General features: G+C 37.8%; 21 protein-coding genes. 7 read left to right on the top strand and 14 right to left on the bottom strand.

The genetic code is table 11. From position 1 onward, the window contains the following. Nucleotides 1–30: 30 nt before the first annotated feature. Nucleotides 31–954 carry a phage integrase SAM-like domain-containing protein gene (locus K348_RS0104875; protein WP_029903474.1) on the bottom strand — a complete coding sequence of 308 codons (924 nt, stop codon included), beginning with the start codon at nt 952–954 and terminating at the stop codon, nt 31–33. 197 nt (nt 955–1,151) lie between these two features. Between K348_RS0104875 and K348_RS0104870 the strand changes: the two genes are divergently transcribed. From K348_RS0104870 to K348_RS0104860, 3 genes are read left to right on the top strand one after another with little or no spacing between them, the layout of a single operon-like run. After that, complete coding sequence (locus K348_RS0104870) at nt 1,152–1,427, top strand: hypothetical protein (protein ID WP_029903472.1); 276 nt, start codon at nt 1,152–1,154, stop codon at nt 1,425–1,427. A gap of 59 nt (nt 1,428–1,486) precedes the next feature. After that, nucleotides 1,487–4,504 (top strand): class I SAM-dependent DNA methyltransferase, encoded by a 3,018-nt coding sequence (locus K348_RS0104865; protein ID WP_029903470.1) that lies wholly within the window; start codon nt 1,487–1,489, stop codon nt 4,502–4,504. Next, nucleotides 4,504–5,211, top strand: a complete 708-nt coding sequence (locus K348_RS0104860; RefSeq protein ID WP_029903462.1) for a hypothetical protein — start codon at nt 4,504–4,506, stop codon at nt 5,209–5,211. Before K348_RS0104865 ends, K348_RS0104860 begins: the two co-directional genes overlap by 1 nt. Nucleotides 5,212–5,541: 330 nt before the next feature. On the opposite strand, the gene rpsA is transcribed toward K348_RS0104860, so the two are convergent. From rpsA to K348_RS0104825, 7 genes are all read right to left on the bottom strand, one after another. Then, nucleotides 5,542–7,341, bottom strand: coding sequence for a 30S ribosomal protein S1 (rpsA, locus tag K348_RS0104855; protein ID WP_029903460.1), 1,800 nt, complete (start codon nt 7,339–7,341; stop codon nt 5,542–5,544). 120 nt (nt 7,342–7,461) lie between these two features. Further along, on the bottom strand, nt 7,462–8,640 hold the full coding sequence (locus K348_RS0104850; protein WP_029903458.1) for an acyltransferase: 1,179 nt from the start codon (nt 8,638–8,640) through the stop codon (nt 7,462–7,464). A gap of 80 nt (nt 8,641–8,720) precedes the next feature. Then, complete coding sequence (locus K348_RS0104845; protein WP_029903457.1) at nt 8,721–9,761, bottom strand: inorganic phosphate transporter; 1,041 nt, start codon at nt 9,759–9,761, stop codon at nt 8,721–8,723. 12 nt (nt 9,762–9,773) lie between these two features. After that, on the bottom strand, nt 9,774–10,421 hold the full coding sequence (locus tag K348_RS0104840) for a DUF47 domain-containing protein (protein WP_029903454.1): 648 nt from the start codon (nt 10,419–10,421) through the stop codon (nt 9,774–9,776). Between the two features lie 159 nt (nt 10,422–10,580). Next, the gene (locus K348_RS0104835) at nt 10,581–11,219 is read right to left on the bottom strand and encodes a carbohydrate-binding family 9-like protein (protein WP_029903452.1); all 639 of its coding nucleotides are present in this window, start codon (nt 11,217–11,219) and stop codon (nt 10,581–10,583) included. Between the two features lie 15 nt (nt 11,220–11,234). Continuing rightward, on the bottom strand, nt 11,235–11,831 hold the full coding sequence (gene yihA, locus K348_RS0104830; protein ID WP_029903450.1) for a ribosome biogenesis GTP-binding protein YihA/YsxC: 597 nt from the start codon (nt 11,829–11,831) through the stop codon (nt 11,235–11,237). A 17-nt stretch (nt 11,832–11,848) separates the two neighbouring features. Continuing rightward, on the bottom strand, nt 11,849–12,211 hold the full coding sequence (locus K348_RS0104825; RefSeq protein ID WP_029903448.1) for an MmcQ/YjbR family DNA-binding protein: 363 nt from the start codon (nt 12,209–12,211) through the stop codon (nt 11,849–11,851). Between the two features lie 114 nt (nt 12,212–12,325). Between K348_RS0104825 and K348_RS0104820 the strand changes: the two genes are divergently transcribed. Both K348_RS0104820 and K348_RS0104815 read left to right on the top strand, forming a co-directional pair. Then, nucleotides 12,326–12,745, top strand: coding sequence for a hypothetical protein (locus K348_RS0104820; RefSeq protein WP_029903446.1), 420 nt, complete (start codon nt 12,326–12,328; stop codon nt 12,743–12,745). Nucleotides 12,746–12,751: 6 nt separating this feature from the next. Next, the gene (locus K348_RS0104815; RefSeq protein ID WP_029903443.1) at nt 12,752–13,237 is read left to right on the top strand and encodes a GNAT family N-acetyltransferase; all 486 of its coding nucleotides are present in this window, start codon (nt 12,752–12,754) and stop codon (nt 13,235–13,237) included. Here the strand turns inward: K348_RS0104815 and K348_RS0104810 are convergent. From K348_RS0104810 to K348_RS0104800, 3 genes are all read right to left on the bottom strand, one after another. After that, the gene (locus K348_RS0104810) at nt 13,232–14,497 is read right to left on the bottom strand and encodes an FtsX-like permease family protein (protein ID WP_029903442.1); all 1,266 of its coding nucleotides are present in this window, start codon (nt 14,495–14,497) and stop codon (nt 13,232–13,234) included. The two genes, K348_RS0104815 and K348_RS0104810, sit on opposite strands and share 6 nt — an antisense overlap. 1 nt (nt 14,498) lies before the next feature. Further along, nucleotides 14,499–14,855: a 30S ribosome-binding factor RbfA gene (gene rbfA, locus K348_RS0104805; protein WP_029903440.1), complete on the bottom strand. Its 357-nt coding sequence runs from the start codon at nt 14,853–14,855 to the stop codon at nt 14,499–14,501. Between the two features lie 101 nt (nt 14,856–14,956). Continuing rightward, nucleotides 14,957–15,601, bottom strand: a complete 645-nt coding sequence (locus K348_RS0104800) for an O-methyltransferase (RefSeq protein ID WP_029903439.1) — start codon at nt 15,599–15,601, stop codon at nt 14,957–14,959. Between the two features lie 156 nt (nt 15,602–15,757). Here K348_RS0104800 and K348_RS0104795 point away from each other — a divergent pair, with 156 nt between their 5' ends. Continuing rightward, nucleotides 15,758–16,375: a hypothetical protein gene (locus K348_RS0104795; RefSeq protein WP_029903437.1), complete on the top strand. Its 618-nt coding sequence runs from the start codon at nt 15,758–15,760 to the stop codon at nt 16,373–16,375. Between the two features lie 136 nt (nt 16,376–16,511). After that, a complete protein-coding gene (locus K348_RS0104790; RefSeq protein WP_029903434.1) occupies nt 16,512–16,865 on the top strand; it encodes a cupin domain-containing protein in 354 nt (117 codons plus the stop codon). A 94-nt stretch (nt 16,866–16,959) separates the two neighbouring features. Here the strand turns inward: K348_RS0104790 and pyk are convergent, their stop codons facing one another. From pyk to K348_RS0104775, 3 genes are all read right to left on the bottom strand, one after another. Then, nucleotides 16,960–18,426, bottom strand: a complete 1,467-nt coding sequence (pyk, locus tag K348_RS0104785) for a pyruvate kinase (RefSeq protein WP_029903433.1) — start codon at nt 18,424–18,426, stop codon at nt 16,960–16,962. 44 nt (nt 18,427–18,470) lie between these two features. Then, nucleotides 18,471–18,902 carry a type II 3-dehydroquinate dehydratase gene (aroQ, locus tag K348_RS0104780; protein WP_036930185.1) on the bottom strand — a complete coding sequence of 144 codons (432 nt, stop codon included), beginning with the start codon at nt 18,900–18,902 and terminating at the stop codon, nt 18,471–18,473. Nucleotides 18,903–19,017: 115 nt separating this feature from the next. Further along, nucleotides 19,018–20,280: a PLP-dependent transferase gene (locus tag K348_RS0104775; RefSeq protein ID WP_029903430.1), complete on the bottom strand. Its 1,263-nt coding sequence runs from the start codon at nt 20,278–20,280 to the stop codon at nt 19,018–19,020. Nucleotides 20,281–20,316 lie beyond the last annotated feature (36 nt).

Genomic DNA, 20,316 nt, shown 5'->3' with positions numbered 1-20,316 from the left:
ATCTTTATTCTATAAGATAATAGTATGACATTATAGAAAATGTTTACAGATATATTCCATTGTGCATCCTGTATTTTGGATTATATGATATATTCCGGCATCAGCAGACTTTAGTCTGGCAATAAAAGCAGCCTGCGTGGAGCTTAGTGTTATTTTCTTCTGGAACTTAATATGCTTCCGAACTTTGATTAATGTCTGGTTGATATTGAATGCCAAACGGTCTATTTTTTCGCGCTGTTGTTTTTCTGTCAGGTGTTTTGCGGAGAATATAGGTAAGACATAATTTGAATAACATTTATCCCGATAACGGTTTATAATATCCTGAGATTTTGTAATAAGAGGAACAACTATAGTCTTTCGGGTTCTCATCTTTTCGTATGTAATAATGCCTTTCTTGATCTGCCCATAAGTTAGATAGGCCATATCGGAACAACTCATTCCTCCGGAATAATAACTGAACAGGAACAGGTCAATATGAAACAGTTCTGTACGAGAAAAAAACGAACGGTCGATGTTTTCTATCTTACTCATTATATCAGCAGAAAGAATTAAGGGTGTTGCCCCTGATATTTTCATCTGTTCTGTTATATGACTGAATACAGTTGAATCAGTGCCCTTAATTCCCATATCACGAGCGTGGTTGAATACAGCCTGAAGTTTTTTCAGACGGTTGGGTAGAGCTCCCTTTGTTCCCATATTAGCAGCGCGTCTTTCAAGATACTCAATATAACCGGACAGAAAATCAGAATCAATCTGCCTAAAGGTAAAACCAGCTAAAGGTTTCTTATAATTTTCCGAGACGAATTTCTCCAATGAGTTTTTCAACATCTTATAGTCTTTGGCATTGGTGGAACCTATGACCTCTTTTCCGTTCTTTACTCTGACCTGTGTGTTGAATTTTTCGATCAGGTGATCGATAACTTCTGAAACTGTTGATTTTGAATTGTTTTCCATTCTTATAAAATTAAATTGTTTGACATAATCCCACTTGGGACCGATTAATTTGTATAAGAATAGGAGGTCAGGATAGGGAAGGTTTAGAGAAAATGATTTTTTATGAAAAAAAGTTTATATTATCTTTATCATGGTTATTCAATTTTATCCAGCAATTATACGAAGAACAGAGTGAAATTTTCAATAAAGTCCATATTATGAGTATATTACAAAAAATAGAGTCCATATTATTTCATTTTGGATTTCAAGAATGTTCAAAGAGTAATATGAATTTCTTAAAATTAGCAAATGATGATTATCTGATAATGGATATATTTGAAAGATCTGAAACAGCAGATTTATTCCATGTTAAATTCAGAACAGGTAATAATCCTTGCAACTCAGAGCCTTATTGGAAAGAAACTATAAGACTTGGTTTCTCTCCAGAATTGGATGTACAAATAATAAGAGACTATATTGAAAAGTATAAATAATTGTCAAGTAAATAATAGCTTATTAATATCTTATTTCGTCTATATAATAATTTAGTATAATGAGTGTCGGTTCCAACATACCATTTCATTCTGCTTTAGGTAAATTGGGAATGTCTAATGATAGATATTCTGGTTTGCGTTTAGTCTCTCAGAGAGCTGACGAAAATGATCCAGATTTATTTCTAGCATTAGAACAAGCTAACGAATTTGAAGCAACGGCTGTTTATTTTCGATTCTATAATGACAATCGCCCCCCTAAACCCCAGATTTATATTTATGATGAGTCTGGACAAAATTTGAATACTCCTGAAGCTGATATTCATCATAAATTGTGGAATGCAGGAATAGTTCCTTTTTGTTTCATTATTAGGGCATCTCAAATTCTAATATATAATTGTGGTAAAAAACCAGAATGGGATACGGATGGGAGCGAATTTATTACATCGCCTCATGATTTTATTGATTTGTTAGATGATATACAACAGAAATTGGATATTTATAATGTTCGTCAATTCGATTCTGGTTTATTCTGGGATTCTAATGAAGGTAAGCAATTCAAATATGAAGAGGGTGCATATGAACAATTACTATCCCAACTAAAAAATGTCAAGTCAAATATAATTTCTCGTCTAGGAAATGAAAATTCAGCATTAGTTAAACGAATCTTAATGATGCTGATACTTATAAAGTATCTTGAAGAGAGAAAAGATGAGGATGGTAACGGAGCATTGAATCCTAACGAATTTTATAAAGCATACAATCCTCATAATCCAACATTAGAAGGAGTCTTAGAGAATGTGGATACGTTTGTTAATGTTCTAAAGGAGCTTTCTAGTGAAGAACATTTTAATGGGCAAATTTTTTATTTGGATGATAACGAACTATTAACGCTCAAAAAGAAAATAGATCTTACCCTTTTCCAGTATTTTGTCAGAGGAGATGTTTCATTTTTTGCGGAAGGTAACCAAGGAATAGGGCAAATGAGCCTTTGGCGATTATATCAATTTAATTACCTTCCAATTGAGTTAATAAGCCATATATATGAAGATTTTTTAGCTGATGAGAACGGACAAAAGAAGAAAGGAGTAGTCTATACCCCTCCATATTTAGTTCAGTTTCTTATTGACCAATGCATGCCATTGAAAAAACCTAAAAAAGATTTTAAAATTTTAGATCCGGCTTGTGGCTCTGGAATTTTTCTTGTCGGAGCTTTTAAAAGAATGATTCAATGGTGGAGAGTTCAAAATAATTGGAAGAGACCTAAAAAAGAAAACATTCAAGAGCTTAAAGATTTATTACAAAAAAATATTTTCGGTTGCGATTTAGAAGATGAAGCTGTCACCCTATCTTATTTCAGTCTTGGGCTTGCTTTATTAGATTCATTGTCACCAAGAGAGATATGGAGGAATGTACATTTTGATGATCTTATTGGCTGTAATTTATATCAAGGTGATTTCTTTAAGACATTACAAGAAGAAAAAATAAAATCTGATTTTCAACTCATAATTGGGAATCCTCCCTTTAACTCTGAATTTACTGATTGGGCAAATACAGTAGATAAACAAGAAAAAGAGAATAATCAGGATCGTCCTGTTGTACCAGACAATCAAATTGCATTACTATTCCTAGAACAATCTATCAAATTATTAAGTGAGGGAGGAAATTGTTGTCTAATATTGCCTTCTGGTCCTGTTTTATATAATACCAATACGTATGATTTTAGAAAATATTTATTTGAGCAATATTATATTAAGGGTATTTTTGATTTTACATCATTAAGAGCCAAGTTATTTATCGGAAGTAGTTCTAGTGCTAAGCCCGCAGTAGTCTCTGTTTTTGCAGAAAAAGCAGCTAATCCTGGCAAACCATGTTTCCATAACATTTTTAGAAGAACAAAAGCTTCAGGTGAAAAAATTGATTTTGAAATTGATCATTATGATATTCATAAGGTACCCTATAAATCAGCAATAAAACTCCCTGGAGTATGGCAGGCAAATTTTTTGGGTGGAGGAAGACTTCATCAGCTATTAGATAAAATCACAGCTAAGGATATTCAAACAGTTGGAAAATACTTGAATGAAAGAGTGCAAAACAACAATTGGAAAGTTGCAGAAGGTTGGATAGAATCAGCGAATTCAAAAAATATTCAAAGGGTTAAAAATCTTTCATTAAAGGAAAATAAAATAGAAGAAGAAATTAAGGAGCTGAACAATCTAGAGAAAAGGTATAAAGCAGATTGGATCACAAACTATAATTATGTAGAAACAGATGGTTTTACAGAGAATGGAATTTCAAAAATAGAAATATGTACGAGTAAATATTTTTTGAGACCTCGAAAAAAAAATAAAGAAATATTCCAACCGCCGCATTTATTAATAAAGGAAAGTGTAACTGGTAGATCCATTCCGGTAATTTATAGTGATCAATATTTAACTTTTAAAGATAAAATATTTGGAATCCACTCACCTAAAAGTGATATTTCAGATTTACATAAACTCGGAAGTTATCTAAAAGATGAAAATTGTGTTCCTTTAATGTGGCTACTAAGTGGACAAGTTTTAACTTCTAGAGAAGGTGTTCCTTTAAAAGGAGATATTCTAAACTTGCCATATCCTCAAATTCCTTTGGATAATATAGAGAAAATATTATTGAATGATATAGTTGATTATTATGCAGATTTTAGAAAAGCAGGAGAAAAGAGCATAGTATTAGCTCATGTTGATTTCCAAGAATTAGAAGTCTATGGGAAAATGTATTGTGATATTCTTAATTCTATATATGATAATTTCAAACCTTACACTCCGATTGTAGGAAATGAATTTATTGCGTATCCCTTTGTTTTAGGAGATAAACCAGAAATAGATATTCCTTCATCTATCGAAGAAATTGAATCTAAATTGAAAAACCTAATAAATAGCAAACAAGGATATAATTTATGGATTAAACGAATAGTAAAAGTATATCATAAAAATGTAATATTTTTATACAAACCCAATCAAAGAAGGTATTGGTTACCTTCTATTGCTGTGAGAGATGCGGATGAAACATTTGTTGATCTATTTAAACAGGGGAAGTGATGCGAGAAATAATAAATAATACATTTGGTACATTAAGTAGTGCTCCTGACAATACTATAATCAACAAGGTTTATGACTACTTATCACTGATTTTAATTGGTTTTAAAGGTAAAAATGACGAAAATGAAAATGCGATAACAAATAGACTTTGTAAAACTCTGAATTCTAAAAAACCGTCTGAATATCCATTTTATTTTCATCATCAAAATATTGAAGATGATAAAGAAAATACATCAACAGATTTTGCTGTATTTGGAACTCATGCATATGCTCAAGAGAATAATATTGATGATGATTCTCCTTCACTGATTAAATTTGAAGCTAAAAGATTAAACTCTAAACTACCTAAAAACAGAGAGAAGGAATATGTTTGTGGAGAATATCAAAATAATAAATGTGTAAAAAATTCAGGAGGTATCGAACGTTTTAAGAATGGACGTCATGGCAAGGATGTTGTTTATGCTGGAATTATAGGATATATTCAGACAGATTCTCCAAAGTATTGGATTCAAAAAGTAAATAATTGGATACAGGAGCAAATTAAGAACGCAAATGATGATAAATTAACTTGGCTAGAGAATGACTTACTTGTGATAAATAACGAGAACGATACTTTGTCTAGTTATTCTTCTATTTCATATCGAGTATATGATGATAATATCCAATTGAGACATTTATGGATTGATTTTTCAGAACAACAGAACTGAGTATTACCAATAGCTTATTTTTTTACTTCCATTCACTACAACCAACTAAAGCGAAATTAGTTATGTAGAAAAATAATTTCCAAGCAAACAAAAGCAAAAAGCCTATAAATGTAAGACTTCAAAATCTTTTCATCTATAGGCTTTTAGATTAAAACAAACTGTATATATTTGTATTTATAAAATTGTAGTAATAACCAAGCCATTATGTAGAAACATATGCAGGATATGGCTAAAACCACAAATATCTACATCTGATATACAGTCTATTACTCTTGAAAAGGACTATCCTAAAAATAGCTACCCTCTTCTATTATAATAATATTTCAATGCTTATTTGGCATCACCACTTGAAAGTTTTTCTTTCAAAGCAGCTAGTTCTTCGATGTCGCCCAATGTGGTTTTTTCCATACTGGATGACTGGCTAACTGTTTCGTCTTTTTCTTTCTTAGCAGCTTTTCTTGCTTTCTTCTCAGCTGCAGCTTCTTTAGCTTCAGGTCTTTCGTCTTCGAACACGCGGCTGTGAGAAACGATAATTCTCTTAGAGTCTTTGTTGAATTCGATTACTTTGAAGTCTAATTTTTCGTCCACTTTAGCCTGAGTACCGTCTTCTTTCACTAAGTGTTTTGGAGTTGCGAAACCTTCAACACCGTAAGGAAGAGAGATTACAGCACCTTTGTCAACCATTTCCACAACTGTACCTTCGTGGATAGAACCTACTGTAAAGATAGTTTCGAATACATCCCAAGGGTTTTCTTCAAGTTGTTTGTGACCAAGGCTCAAACGACGGTTTTCTTTGTCGATTTCAAGCACCTGAACTTCGATATCGGCACCTATAGAAGTAACTTCGCTAGGGTGTTTGATTTTCTTAGTCCAAGAAAGGTCAGAAATGTGGATCAGGCCGTCTACGCCTTCTTCTATTTCAGCGAATACGCCGAAGTTAGTGAAGTTGCGTACTTTAGCTGTATGTTTGCTTCCCACAGGATATTTTTCTTCGATATTTTCCCATGGATCCGGTTTCAGTTGTTTGATACCCAATGACATTTTACGTTCGTCACGATCAAGTGTAAGCACTACAGCTTCTACTTCGTCGCCAACTTTCATAAAGTCCTGTGCACTGCGCAAGTGTTGAGCCCAGCTCATTTCCGATACGTGGATCAAGCCTTCTACACCCGGAGCGATTTCGATAAATGCACCGTAATCAGCCATAACGACAACTTTACCTTTCACTCTATCGCCAACTTTAAGTTCGGAGCTAAGAGCATCCCATGGATGAGGAGTAAGCTGTTTCAAGCCAAGAGCGATACGTTTTTTATCATCGTCGAAGTCAAGAATAACAACGTTGATTTTCTCATCCAGTTTAACCACTTCTTCAGGATGCTGAACGCGTCCCCAAGAAAGGTCTGTGATGTGGATAAGTCCGTCTACGCCGCCAAGGTCGATAAACACACCGTAAGAAGTGATGTTCTTAACTGTACCTTCAAGTACCTGACCTTTTTCAAGTTTCGAAATAATGTCTTTCTTCTGTTGTTCAAGTTCAGCTTCGATAAGAGCCTTGTGTGAAACAACAACGTTTTTGAATTCGTGGTTGATTTTCACCACTTTGAATTCCATAGTCTTACCAACGAATACATCGTAGTCGCGGATTGGTTTCACGTCGATCTGAGAACCCGGCAAGAATGCTTCGATACCGAATACGTCAACGATCATACCACCCTTAGTGCGGCATTTGATGTAACCTTTGATGATTTCATCTTTTTCAAGAGCTTCGTTAACACGATCCCAAGAACGTGTAGCACGGGCTTTCTTGTGAGAAAGGATCAACTGTCCTTTTTTATCTTCCTGGCTTTCGATGTATACTTCTACTTCGTCGCCGATTTTCAGATCAGGATTGTAACGGAATTCATTCATCGAAACAACACCGTCTGATTTGTAACCGATATTAACAACAACTTCGCGTTTGTTCATAGCAGTTACTTTACCCATTACCACTTCTTTATCGTTTACTTTGTTCAACGACTGGTCATAGGTTTCTACTAATTCGTCTTTGCTCTTACCTGTGTAAGAGTCTCCCATTTCGTACGCATCCCAGTCGAAGTCTGCAACCGGCTGTACATTTTTTAAATTATCAATCATTCAAATTCGATCTGGCGCCTGTCCTGATCAGTATCATTAAAAAGTTAAACATTTTTTGCTTTAAAAGCGGTGCAAAGATATTGTTTTTCAGGATATAAAGCAATAGGAGGGTATAAATTATTCATCTTTTTTACCAATGGCAGCATTGTCACCGCTCAATATCTTTGAGAAACGGCCTTTCATACGGATAAAACGCTGTTCGAAGCCGTAATAAGACAGGCTCGATACCAGTACTGTAATCCCAAGTGAGAAAATCACCTGAATTTCCCATGCATAGATACCTAAATAGGCTAATAATTTCACAGCTATAACCACACAAATAATGTGATACATATACAAACCGTATGATATCTTACCCAGATAATTAAATACACGGTTCTCGAAATTTATGATAGGATTGGGATTGGTCGCCATATTCAATATCAATATACCGAATAGCAAGGCAAAGAATTCATAATTCAGGTATGGCAGGCGGAAAGTAGTGAAAAGCGTCGTACATAAAAACAATACAATACACCAGTTCAAAATCGGGTTGTACAATACTTTGACTATCGCTCTTTTCTTATAATGCCACACAGCAAACAAGCCGCCGATAGCCATGCAACTGATACTAAACTTATTCCATATCTTATAGAAAAGATAAAGATGATAATTCCCTGTAACATCGTGCAGGACAGGTAATAGAGCGTATTTCATCAGTAGATAAACAACTATGACACCGATAAGCAGCCGTTCTTTCTTCTTCACGAACTTCATCAATAGCGGCCAGATAATATAAAACTGCTCCTCTACCCCTATCGACCACGAATGGCCTATATATGGAATGACGGATTCGAATGCGTGAATAACCACATTCGGAAGAATCATCAGATAAAGCATAAGATTCCGCGGTGAATAGGCATTGTCGACATCCACATGAGGCAGTTCGAAGAACGGGATATATCTCAGCACAAAGAAAACCAGCAAAATAAGGAAATAATATAACGGCCATATACGCAGTACGCGCCTGATATAAAAATCCTTAATGGAAATTGTCTTTGTCTTATCTTCTTCGAGAAGCAACAGATAAGTAATAAGGAAACCGCTCAAGGCAAAGAATAAAATCACTCCCAGTTGCCCCGAATCGGGGTTTTTAAGAAACTGGTAGGGCTCTATATCCAGATAATATTCCTTCATCTGCTCCAGATGCCCCAAAAGGACAACGAAAGCCGCGAAGAATCGCAATCCATTGAGATTTGGAAAGTATATCTTATTATCCTTTGCAAGAACTTTAGAAGAATCCTGCTCCTTATTCATATGCTGAATCTTTGCATAAATTAATCTACAAAATTATGCAATATATTATGTAGTTGCGCCTGTGTGATTGTTTTTTTATATCAATCTGTTATGAGCAGTCCGAGTCCGTAATAGCAAAGCATTGCCATTACCGCACTCACAGGAATAGTAAGAATCCATGCTACAAGCAGGTCTTTCGTAACACCCCAACGCACTGCCGACAAACGTTTCACAGAGCCTACCCCGATAATACTACCGGTGATAACGTGCGTTGTACTTACAGGCACGTGCAGTATTTCGGTTATAAATAAAGTCAGTGAACCTGCTGTCTGGGCACAGAATCCTTCGATAGGTGTTATTTTGGTGATACGGTTACCCATTGTCTTCATGATCTTCCATCCGCCGCAAACCGTACCGAATGCTATTGCTGTAAAACAGGCTATCGGCACCCAGTCGTGCATATCATCCATGGAATTCATATACAGCCACGGATGTACATCGGGATTCGTCTGCGTAAAGGCAATCAATGCCGCAGCAATAATACCCATTACTTTCTGCGAGTCGTTCAACCCGTGCCCTATACTGAGCATGGCGGAAGATATAAGCTGCAAATTCTTAAACCATCGGTCGGCTTTTCCGGGCTTGGCCTTTTTCACCAGATGTAAGGTAAGTAAAGTAATCATATTACCACCGACCATACCTATAAGCGGTGCAATAACAATAAATGCAGCGATCACGCCGATAACTCCGGCATGTACCGCCTGAAATCCCGATGCTGCTATACCTGCACCTGCAAATCCACCGATAAGGGTGTGAGATGACGAAGAAGGTATACCCAGCCACCATGTAATCAGGTTCCATACGATGGCTGCAACCAGTCCGGCAATAATCACATGCGAAGGATTGGCTATAAAACTCATATCCACCGTTTTGGATACAGTATCGGCAATACCGAAACCTCCGATTATAAATTTGGCGATAAAATAGGCTACAAAGTTGAAGAATGCCGCCCAGATAACGGCTTGTGTGGGAGTAAGAACTTTTGTGGATACGACGGTTGCTATCGAGTTAGCTGCATCGTGAAATCCATTAATGAAATCGAAAACTATTGCTAAAACAATAATTATTATCAGTAATGTCATCTGTTGTATTGGTTATGAATACTTTACAATCATTGTTTTAATAATCTTCCCTACGGCTTCGGATGCGTCTGTGGCCCGTTCGAGCTCGTGAAGAATATCTTTCAGCTTAATCACTTCGATGGCATCCGTTTCATTTTCGAACAGGTCGATAAGGAAATGCTCGTAAACATCGTCGGCTTTCTTTTCCACAACGCCCAACTGCTCACAGTATTCTTTGATGTTTACGGTACTTTTTCTCAATACATCCAGTTCGTCTATCGCCTGCACAAGGAAACCGGCCGACTCGCGGACAAACATTGCCAGACGTGTTGCTGCCTCGGGCATTACCTTAGGGCTGTAAAGCATAATACGTTTTGCACAACTGTTGATCAGATCGGTTACATCATCCATTGTTGACGACAGGTGATTGATATCTTCCCTGTCGAATGGGGTGATAAACGTTTCATTTAACTCTTCAAAAATCTGGTTTTGAATGGCATCGGCTTTCCGTTCCTGCTCTTTGATCTTTTTGTAATAATCCACAGCTTCGTTGTGGCTTGTTACCTGAACACATTCGATGATCAGATCAGACGCGGCCAGAATTACCTGAGCCATTTCACTCATTAAAGGAAAGAACTTGTTTTCTTTAGGCTTGAACCTATCGAAGAAATTATTTTTCATAAAAATTAAATATATCCATATTTGACGGGTCTGCGGAAATTCCGCTCTCCTAAGCGCATGCAAAGATAAAAAAAAATCAATACGATGAAAGCATTTTTAACACAAAAATAAAGGATGTATCTTGTTAAAATAATGCACTTTAGCTGCTATTGTGAATTTTTATTCAAAATGTATTTCGCCAAAGAAAGCAGGCAGGTGAAAATTAGGACTTTCCGACTTTATCCGCTGCCATGACAGGTAATGGGGAAGCGTCAGATTATCGCCACATTTATAAAAATTTGCTTCTGCTTTTACTCCTTTAAACGATTCTAATCCCGATTGCCAGAATGCCGACACCGGAATGATAAGCAGTATATCCCATTTAAAATCGCCTCTGATTTTACCAAAAGGTTCGCGACCCTGACTCGGATAGCGTTTAATCGATGCTAGGACTTCCATCGGTGCATAAACTTTTTCTTCTCCCATTTCCCTGTAAGCCATCATAGCAGTTCCGATGCAGGAAACTTCCAGATTGTAATAATAAGGCGCTCCGAAAGAGACGAAGAACTCAATGCATGAATCGGTGCACACCCGGTCGTTATCTTCTGTAACCTCTGCCAGAATTTCATCTTCTTCTACAAAGTATTGCAGAAAGAGATGTGTGTCGTTGTGCAGAATCTTAAATATTACTTTCGGAATTGCTGGATATAGTTGCGGCGAATTTACACAGGAAATCTTATTTTCGTCTGCATGCTTCAAAGCCCCGATCACTGATGAGTAATCGTCTTCTCTGACATATGCCATTGGCACTGATAACATAGTATGCAGTTTTATTTACAGGCTTTTATTTATCTGATCTATATAACCAAGTACATCTTCAATGCCTATCCGATGTTCCGAAGAGGTGTAAAATATGGGTGGAAGCTCTTCCCATGTTTCTTTTAAAGTGTCAATATAGGAATCGGTATTCTTTTTCAGAGCACCCTTACTCAACTTATCTATCTTTGTAAATACAATGGCAAAAGGTACACCTTCCTCTCCGAGCCAGTTCATAAATTCGATATCTATCTTTTGCGGCTCATGGCGGCTATCTAATAGAAGAAATAAACAAGTAAGCGCTTCTCTTTTGAGGATATAGCTATCGATAATCTTCCTTATTTGTTCGCGCCCCTCTTTACCCCGTTGTGCATAACCATATCCGGGAAGGTCGACCAGATACCATTCGTTATTTATAATAAAATGGTTTATCAGTTGCGTCTTCCCCGGTTTAGACGACGTCATTGCCAAACCTTTCCTGTTTGTCAGCGTATTAATAAGTGAAGATTTGCCGACATTCGAACGCCCGATAAATGCATATTCGGGATTCCCGTCCTGCGGACATTTACGGTAATCGGTATTACTTATTACAAACTGAGCATCTTTTATAATCATATTTAGTTCTTTTCTGTTTACGAGTTTAAATATTCTTCTCTTTTCTTTTTCGAAAGCTTCTTTATTACTTCATCCACCGAATGATCGATCAATTCTTTTATCATACTGTCCGAGAGGTCGCTTTCAATATACACAGTATTCCACGTCAGGTGTCGCGTATGGGTTCCGCCTTGCACCCCCTCATAACGCTCGCGCAAATCTGCCGATTTCTCAGGATCACATTTAAGGTCAACCTTAAATACACCGTCTTTAGGTTCGAGGACAATATATGCAAACATACGACCCACAACTTTGAAGACCAATGTTTTGTCATCGAAAGGGAGTGATTCGGTCGCACCCTTTACCGAAAGGCAATAGTCCCTTAATTCTTCAACGTTCATACGGTTGCTTTTTGTTTTACAATACAAAAATAGTCTAAAATTATGAATATCTTTGTTTACCGAACATAACATCTCATTTGTTGTTTACCTTATAAATATTTAAGATTTAAGGTTATGACAGCAAAGAAGGTTATTACGATAATTGCAGCCATCATTATAGCAGGTTTGCTTATTTTCGGATATGTATGGTATTTTGTTCCTTTCAGCGACTCGGGCGTAAAGGCAGGAACACTGAATAATGTAAAACACAAAGGCGTTGTATTCAAAACATACGAAGGGGAACTTATCCAATCGGGCTTCGGGCAGGGAATGCAGGGCTTGCAGTCGAATGAATTCCAGTTTTCGATAGACGACAGCGACCTAGCCAAAAAGCTGATGGGAATGAGCGGACAGAATGTGAAGCTTCACTATAAAGAATATTACGGGAGACTGCCCTGGCGCGGCTATTCGAAATTCGTAGTGGATAGCATTGTGTCGGCCGAACCTTTCGAAGTGCATAAAGACATGAATGAGATGCCTCCACAAACAGAGTAAAGAATTATGATAAGAAATGTAAATCTTAACGATGCAAAGAGAATTGCAGAAATATACAATTACTACATCGAAAACACGATTATCACTTTCGAATACGAACCGGTCACAGATGTAGATATAATGCGGCGTATAGAAAAAATAGAACAGAAAAATTTTCCTTTTTTTGTATACGAAGAGAGAGGCATAATAACAGGCTACGCCTACTTCGCGAACTGGCGCGAAAGAGCCGCCTACGACATCACAATGGAAACAAGTGTCTACCTCGACCACACAATGACGGGTCACGGAACAGGGAGTATACTCTATCAGGAATTAATTGAACGCGCGCGAAGAGCAAATATTCATTCATTGATTGGGGTCGTATCACTTCCAAATCCGGAAAGTCAAAAACTTCACCGCAAATTTAACTTCGAATTGATTGGGAATTTTAAAGAAGCGGGAACGAAATTCGGCAAGTTGATAGACGTCGAATTCTGGCAACTGATATTATAAACGTTTTCTCAAATTATTCACCGGATAAAGCACGGCAAGAAATCCGACAATACTCACCGTTACAAATATCAGAAGAATATCCATCAAATTTACTGAAACAGGATAGTCATCCATAATAAAAGCTCCGGGGGACGAACCGAGTTTAAGTAAGCCGAAATGCTGCTGAAGCACACATATAATAATGCCCAGAACCAGTCCCGCTATTGCACCGCTGATATTTATCAACCAGCCCTCAAACAGGAATATATTTGTTATCAGCCTATTATCTGCTCCCATATTTCTAAGGATAGTAATATCGTCAGTTTTTTCAAATATGAGCATGGTCAGCGACCCTACAATATTAAATGTAGCTATAATAAGAATTATACCCAGTATAAGAAATGTCATCCATTTTTCGATACTTACCATGCGAAACATGCTTTCCTGCTGTTCGAAACGGTTCTTTACCGAATAATTATCTCCTAATATGGATTTTATTTTTGCCTGAACACTTTCTACTTCCCCGGCATTTTTCAGTTTTATGTCAATAGAAGAAACTTCTTTTTCGTAGTTCAGCAATTCCCTTGCCAGTTCGATAGATATGATCAGTATCTGATCATCATATTTTGCCTGATTAATAGCAAATACTCCGCTTATATATACACTAGCCCTGTCAAATGCCGTAGACGGATTAGCAGGATTAACCCTTACATTCCTCTTCGGCATATAAATTTCTACAGGATCGACAAAATTTGCCCGTACACCGATAAACATGGCAAGTCCTGCACCGATAACACCGTTATCGATATGCCATTCACTTACGGAATCTGTTTCTGTAGCATGCACCGCATCTGCAGTCTTCTCTCTCAACAGAAAATGCCCGTCAATAATAAGGCTGTCGATATCAGCGAGTTTTTCAAATCCTTCCGAAACACCTTTAAGCAAAATCGGCTCCTGTCTGCCACCATTCATCAATAAGGCGTTTTCTTCGAGGGATTCGGATGTAAAGTCTATTTCGGGAAGCTGCTCTACCTCCTGCATTTCAGGAGTATCGGGATTGAAAACTTTTCCCTGTACAGGAGTTATCTGCAACTGGGGATCGAAAGAGCTGAACGTCTTATCCACCACTCCGGTAAAACCGTTGAATACAGACAAGACACACACTAACGCAGCAGTAGCCAATGTAATGCCGCATACCGATATCATCGATATGACATTGATTGCATTATGCGACTTCTTCGCAAAAAGGTAACGTTTGGCTATATGAAACGGAAGGTTCAATTTATTCGTCTTTGCTGTTATTTTCTTTACCGAGCAGCTTATCTATATTCTCAAGATAATCGAGGGAATCATCGAGATAGAATGACAATTCGGGAATGACGCGTAACTGTTTGCCGACCTTTTGCCCTAAGTCGAAACGCAGGGTCTTTACATTGATCTTTATATTCTCAAGTAACTCCTCAGCCTTTTCGGACGGGAAAATACTCAGGTATACTTTGGCAATACCAAGATCGGGACTTACACGCACCGTACTTACAGAAACAAGTACACCGCGCATTTGTTGTGTCTGTTTCCTGAATATTTCGCTTAGTTCCTTCTGAATAAGGCGATTTATCTTTTGTTGTCTGGTTGTATCCATTTTGTATAATTTAGGGTACAAAGGTAATATTTTTCAGTTAACAGTGAGCAGTCAACAGTTAACAATGGTTATCTCTGATTTCAGGATTTTAATTAGTCAATTTATTTTTTCCATATCAGTGTCAATCCGTCCCTTACAGGCAGAATAACTTTTTCCACCCTGTCGTCTTTAGCAATCATATCATTGAATAACTGTATGCCGATAGTCTGTTTATCCGATGGCTTGGGTTTTTCCAGCACATGCCCGTCCCATAGCGTATTATCTGCAATGATAAGCCCGCCGGAACGAACTTTATCGAAAATGAGATTATAATACTCAATATAATGTCGCTTGTTGGCATCGATAAAAACGAGGTCGAAAATTCTGTCGATTTGTGGAATAATTTCCATTGCATCGCCGATATGCAGGTGTATCTTATCTTTCAGTTTCGTTTGATGAAGATATTTCATAATGAAATCTTCCAGTTCGTCATTTACCTCGACGGTATGTATTTCGGCATCATCGGTAGCCCCTTCGGCAAGGCAAAGAGTAGCATAGGCGGTATATGTACCTATTTCGAGAATATATTTCGGTTGCATCATCCTGCAGAACATTTGCAGCATCTTGCCTTGCAGATGACCCGAAAGCATGCGCGGTTTCAAGAGGTTGACATGCGCATCACGGTTAAGTTGTTTCAGCAGATCGCTTTCTTCGTCGATATGGGAAAGTATATATTCCTCGATGGATTCGTTTCTATCTAATGACATTCCTTATATTTATTAAAACGATACAAAGTAAAGATAATGATTTCAGAATTAAACAAAAAGATATGATTTATCTGAAGATTGTTCGCATAAATGAAATATTTCCGTAATTTCACAATCTGACATATAAATAATACTATTCATACCGATTAACACACCATGGAAAAAGACAAAACAGGACGGTTTTTAAAAAGTAATTTACTGACTATCATGGCCCTTGCCGTAAGCCTTTTTACACTGATAATGTACATACAGCAAACCGCCCTTCTGACAAGGCAGACCGATATTCTGATAGAACAAAATAAAGCTTCCACATGGCCTCATTTATATATCGGAAGAGGTGTAGGCTTCCAAAGCGAGGGTCAACCAACCGAATTCGATATAAATATTACCAATCAGGGTAACGGACCTGCCATTATCGAAAAGGTAGTAATGAGACTGGATGGCGTTGAAATAGAATCGTGGTCTGATCTGCGCAAGCAGATGCAAATACCTGAACATATTAAGAGTTCTCCTGAAATAGAACCGCTGAGAAATAAAGTTATTATGCCGGGCCAAATGATAGTTATTATAAGCTGGTTGCAAAGTCCTGATATATTACAATATATGTATCCCAAATTTCTTAATCTGGAAATGGAAATCTGCTACCGTTCGGTACTGAACGAATATTGGACTGTAAAACGAAAAAGTTTTCATGAATCCAAAGAATTCGATGATGATATTATAACCTATAAGGATGGTTGTGAGCTGAACGCCAAGAAATACTTCAAAGAATAGGATAGAATAAACATTTATCTCTACTCGTTTTACAGAAATACAATACGTTATTTATCCGATATAAATCGATAAAATAACGATATTATCCAAATTATTTCTTAATTTTAAGACACTTTACCTTTAAAATTGTAGTATTATGAGCAGAGTGATAGATAAGAATTCAGCCCCTCATTATTTCTGGGGTGACAAATGCAGCAGTTGGATTCTCATGAACAGAGATTCACTGTCAGTGAAAATTGAAACAATGCCCGCCGGAACACGTGAAACATTACACTTCCATTCTTCATCGCGGCAATTCTTCTTTATTCTCAAAGGTACGGCAACAATCAAAGTGGACGGCAAGACCGTGACACTAAAAGAACAGCAAGGAGTGCTTATAGAACCGATGATGAGGCATTATATAGCTAATGAATCATCTGAAGCAATTGATTTTCTGCTCGTTTCGCAGCCCGACAATGACACAACTAACGACAGGACAGATTTAGAATAATGAAAAAGGGATACATCAGAATGTATCCCTTTTTATTTTGGTAAGCAATAAAATTAAAACTTATAATTTAATTCATCACTTATAATTTCGAGTCTTAATCTACAGGCACTTCAAAAGCATCACCTGCATCTACAACACGGCCAACTCCGTTGATTTCAAGGAATGATGTTCCTTTACCTTCACCGAACGAACCGCTCAGATAAGCAACCTGATCTTCTTTATTTACCAGACCGCCTTCCAGCATAGAGTTAAGAGCTTTCAGGAAATATTGCTTGTGCTGATGAGTAGTAAACCCTGTTGATTCCTGATAGCTGGCCTGTATACCATAGCATACAGAAAGCTGGCGTGCAACTTCTTCGCTACAGCAAACTGCATAGACAGGACATTTACTGCGGAATGCAGCAATCGTACGTGCTGTACGCCCTGTATAGCTATCTGTAATAATAGCAGCAAGACCTAACTGTGTTGCAGCCTTAACAGCTTGTTTCGCCAAGAAAGATGTAGTATCGTATTCTTCATCTTTGAAAGGTACAGGAATAACTTTTTCGTCCAGTTTAGACTGCTCTGTAGTAGCACAAATTTGCGCCATTGTGCGAACAGCTTCCAACGGATATTTACCATAGGCTGTTTCTCCACTCAACATCACGGCATCAGTTCCGTAATATACTGCATTAGCGATATCTGTAACCTCTGCACGTGTAGGGCGTGGATTCTCGATCATAGTGTGCAACATCTGCGTTGCAACGATAACCGGCTTCTTATATTCAATAGCTTTACGGATAAGTAAACGCTGGATAGCAGGGATATTTTCCTGCGGTACTTCGATACCGAGGTCACCACGGGCAACCATTACACCGTAAGCTGTTTCAAAAATTTCGTCGATATTGTCAACACCTTCCTGATTTTCGATCTTAGCGATAATCTTGATAGGGCTGTTATATTCGTCGAGGATTTTTTGTACATCTAATACATCCTGTTTGTTTCTTACAAATGAGTGAGCGATAAAATCGGCTTTGTTTTCGATTGCGATTTCAATACTTCTTTTATCTTTTGCAGTAATAGAAGGAAGGTTTACGCTTACTCCCGGAATGTTTACGCTCTTGCGGTTACCGATAGTACCATCGTTCTGAATTTCGCAAAGAAGGTAGTCAGTTGTTTTGTCGATAACTTTCATTGCAGTTTCACCATCGTCAACGAGAAGTATGCTACCTACAGGCACATCCTGAACAATACTAGGATAAGAAACACCTATTTGTTCTTGAGTAGAAAGGAAATTGAGGTCTCCTACGACCTTGATTTTATCTCCTGTTTTTACAACGATTTTCTCTCCCGACGCATTTTTAGCGGTACGTATTTCCGGACCTTTTGTGTCCATCATAATACCAATGTGAGGAGATACCGCGCGTACATTTGTCATTACCTGAATAAAGCCCTCTTCTGTCATGTGGGCAGAGTTCATCCTAACAACGTTGATTCCTTCGTTGTACAACGATTTCAGAAAATCAACATCACAACGCATGTCTGAAATTGTAGCTACAATTTTCGTTTTCTTCTGAGTCATAAATGCAATTTAATTAATGTATATTGTTTCTTTTCAATTCTGTTTTATATAGCTTTTCCTGCTTTCAGGAAATAATCTATTGCCAGTTCATAAGACAAAAGCCCCAAGCCAACGACCGATCCTTTGCAGGCCGCTGCAATGAGTGATTTATGTCTGAACTCTTCCCGCGTATGAATATTGGATATATGAACTTCAATAACCGGTGTAGTCACCGCTTTTATAGCATCGTGAAGCGCAACGGATGTATGCGTGTATGCTCCTGCGTTTAGGACTATGCCGTCGCACGTAAATCCGTCTTCGTGTATCTTATCGATAAGCGCTCCTTCATGATTGGACTGGAAATATGATAATTCACAATCCTTGTAAGTCTGCTGCAAGCCTGAGAAGTATTCTTCGAAAGAAGTATTCCCGTATACATCGGGCTCCCTTTTTCCCAGCAGATTCAGATTAGGACCGTTTATTATCAGTATCTTCATTATTAATCAGATAATTAGCGCCGGATTGCGCTATTTTATTAGTTTAGAGGACAAAAGTACTATTTTTCTTTGAAAGTAGTAACTATTATCTTACAATTAATGTGAAAAATAAAGCTTAATTTTTATCTTCGAGCGCCTGTATAATATCAGCCTGCAAATCGGCCACATCTTCCAATCCGACAGATAAACGCATCAGGTTATCTTCTATGCCTATCAGGCCTTTCATTTCAGGCGGGAATGTACCGTAGATTGTAGATTCAGGATGAATAATCAGCGTTTTATTATCGAAAAGGTTTGTTGCCCGGCGGATAATCTGTAGCCTGTCCATAAACTTGTAACATGCTTCTTTATTTTCAAGGCAGAATGTCAGCATTGCACCCGGATTACCTGAAAACAGACTGTCTGATATCTTTTTATACGGAGAGCTTTCCAACTTTGGATAACCGACTTTAACCACTTTATTTTGTTCGGAAAGGAATTTTGCCAGATCGTATGCCGAAGTAGACATTTTCTCAAAACGCAGTTGCAACGACTCCATTCCTAATGCCTGCAAATAAGCCGTTTCGGGATCCATAGCCGCGCCCATGTTACGGGCAATTTCGCGTTTCAATTTGAATGAGAATTGCGACATTCCGTCTTTTTTTATCACAGTTGAAAGCCGTTTATTGTGTGCCCAATTGAAAGTTCCATAGTCTACAATAGCACCGCCGATAGTTGTTGCTCCCCCCGAGATGTATTTTGTAGTCGATACCACTTCGATATCCACACCTGCCTTGCGCGCATCGAATCCGCACCACGGGATAACCGTAGCATCTACAATCATCGGCACATTTCGCATCTTCAATATCTTCGAAATTTCGGGCAGGTTTGCTATTTCGAGATGAGGATTTGTTATCAGTTCGCAGAAGAAAGCGCATGTATTTTCGTCGATAGCAGAAGCGACTTCTTCAATATTATCCGTATTTACAAAACGTACTTCTACGCCAAAAGCCGCAAGTGTGAAGTTGAACAGGGAAAAGGTATTCCCGAAAAGATGCGGTGAAGTCACAATATTACTACCTGTATAAGCTATTGTAAGAAATGTATTCGATATAGCCGCCATGCCTGAAGCCAGCGCCATTACATTTTCGGCACCCGATGCGGCTTTTATCTTGCATTCAAGATTTTCGACCGAAGGGTTCGTTATCCTTGTATAGGTATGTGAAGCAACTTCTTCCTTATACTGAAAAGCGGCGGCAATACTTTCCGAATCGGGAAATTCGAATGCGGCATTACGATATATGGGCATAGATATAGCACCGTGCACATCCTGCTTCTTAAATTTTTCACTTATGATTCGTGTAGAAAACTTTTTGTTCTGAGAGTGGTTTTGAGGCATCGGTTTATGACATTTGAATTCGGGCTCAAAGGTATA

Origin of the sequence: Prevotella sp. 10(H), from assembly GCF_000711235.1 — a bacterium.
Classification (GTDB): Bacteria; Bacteroidota; Bacteroidia; order Bacteroidales; family Dysgonomonadaceae; genus Dysgonomonas.
Note: the sequence above shows the minus strand (reverse complement) of the source record. Positions and strands in the feature narration are given on the sequence as shown.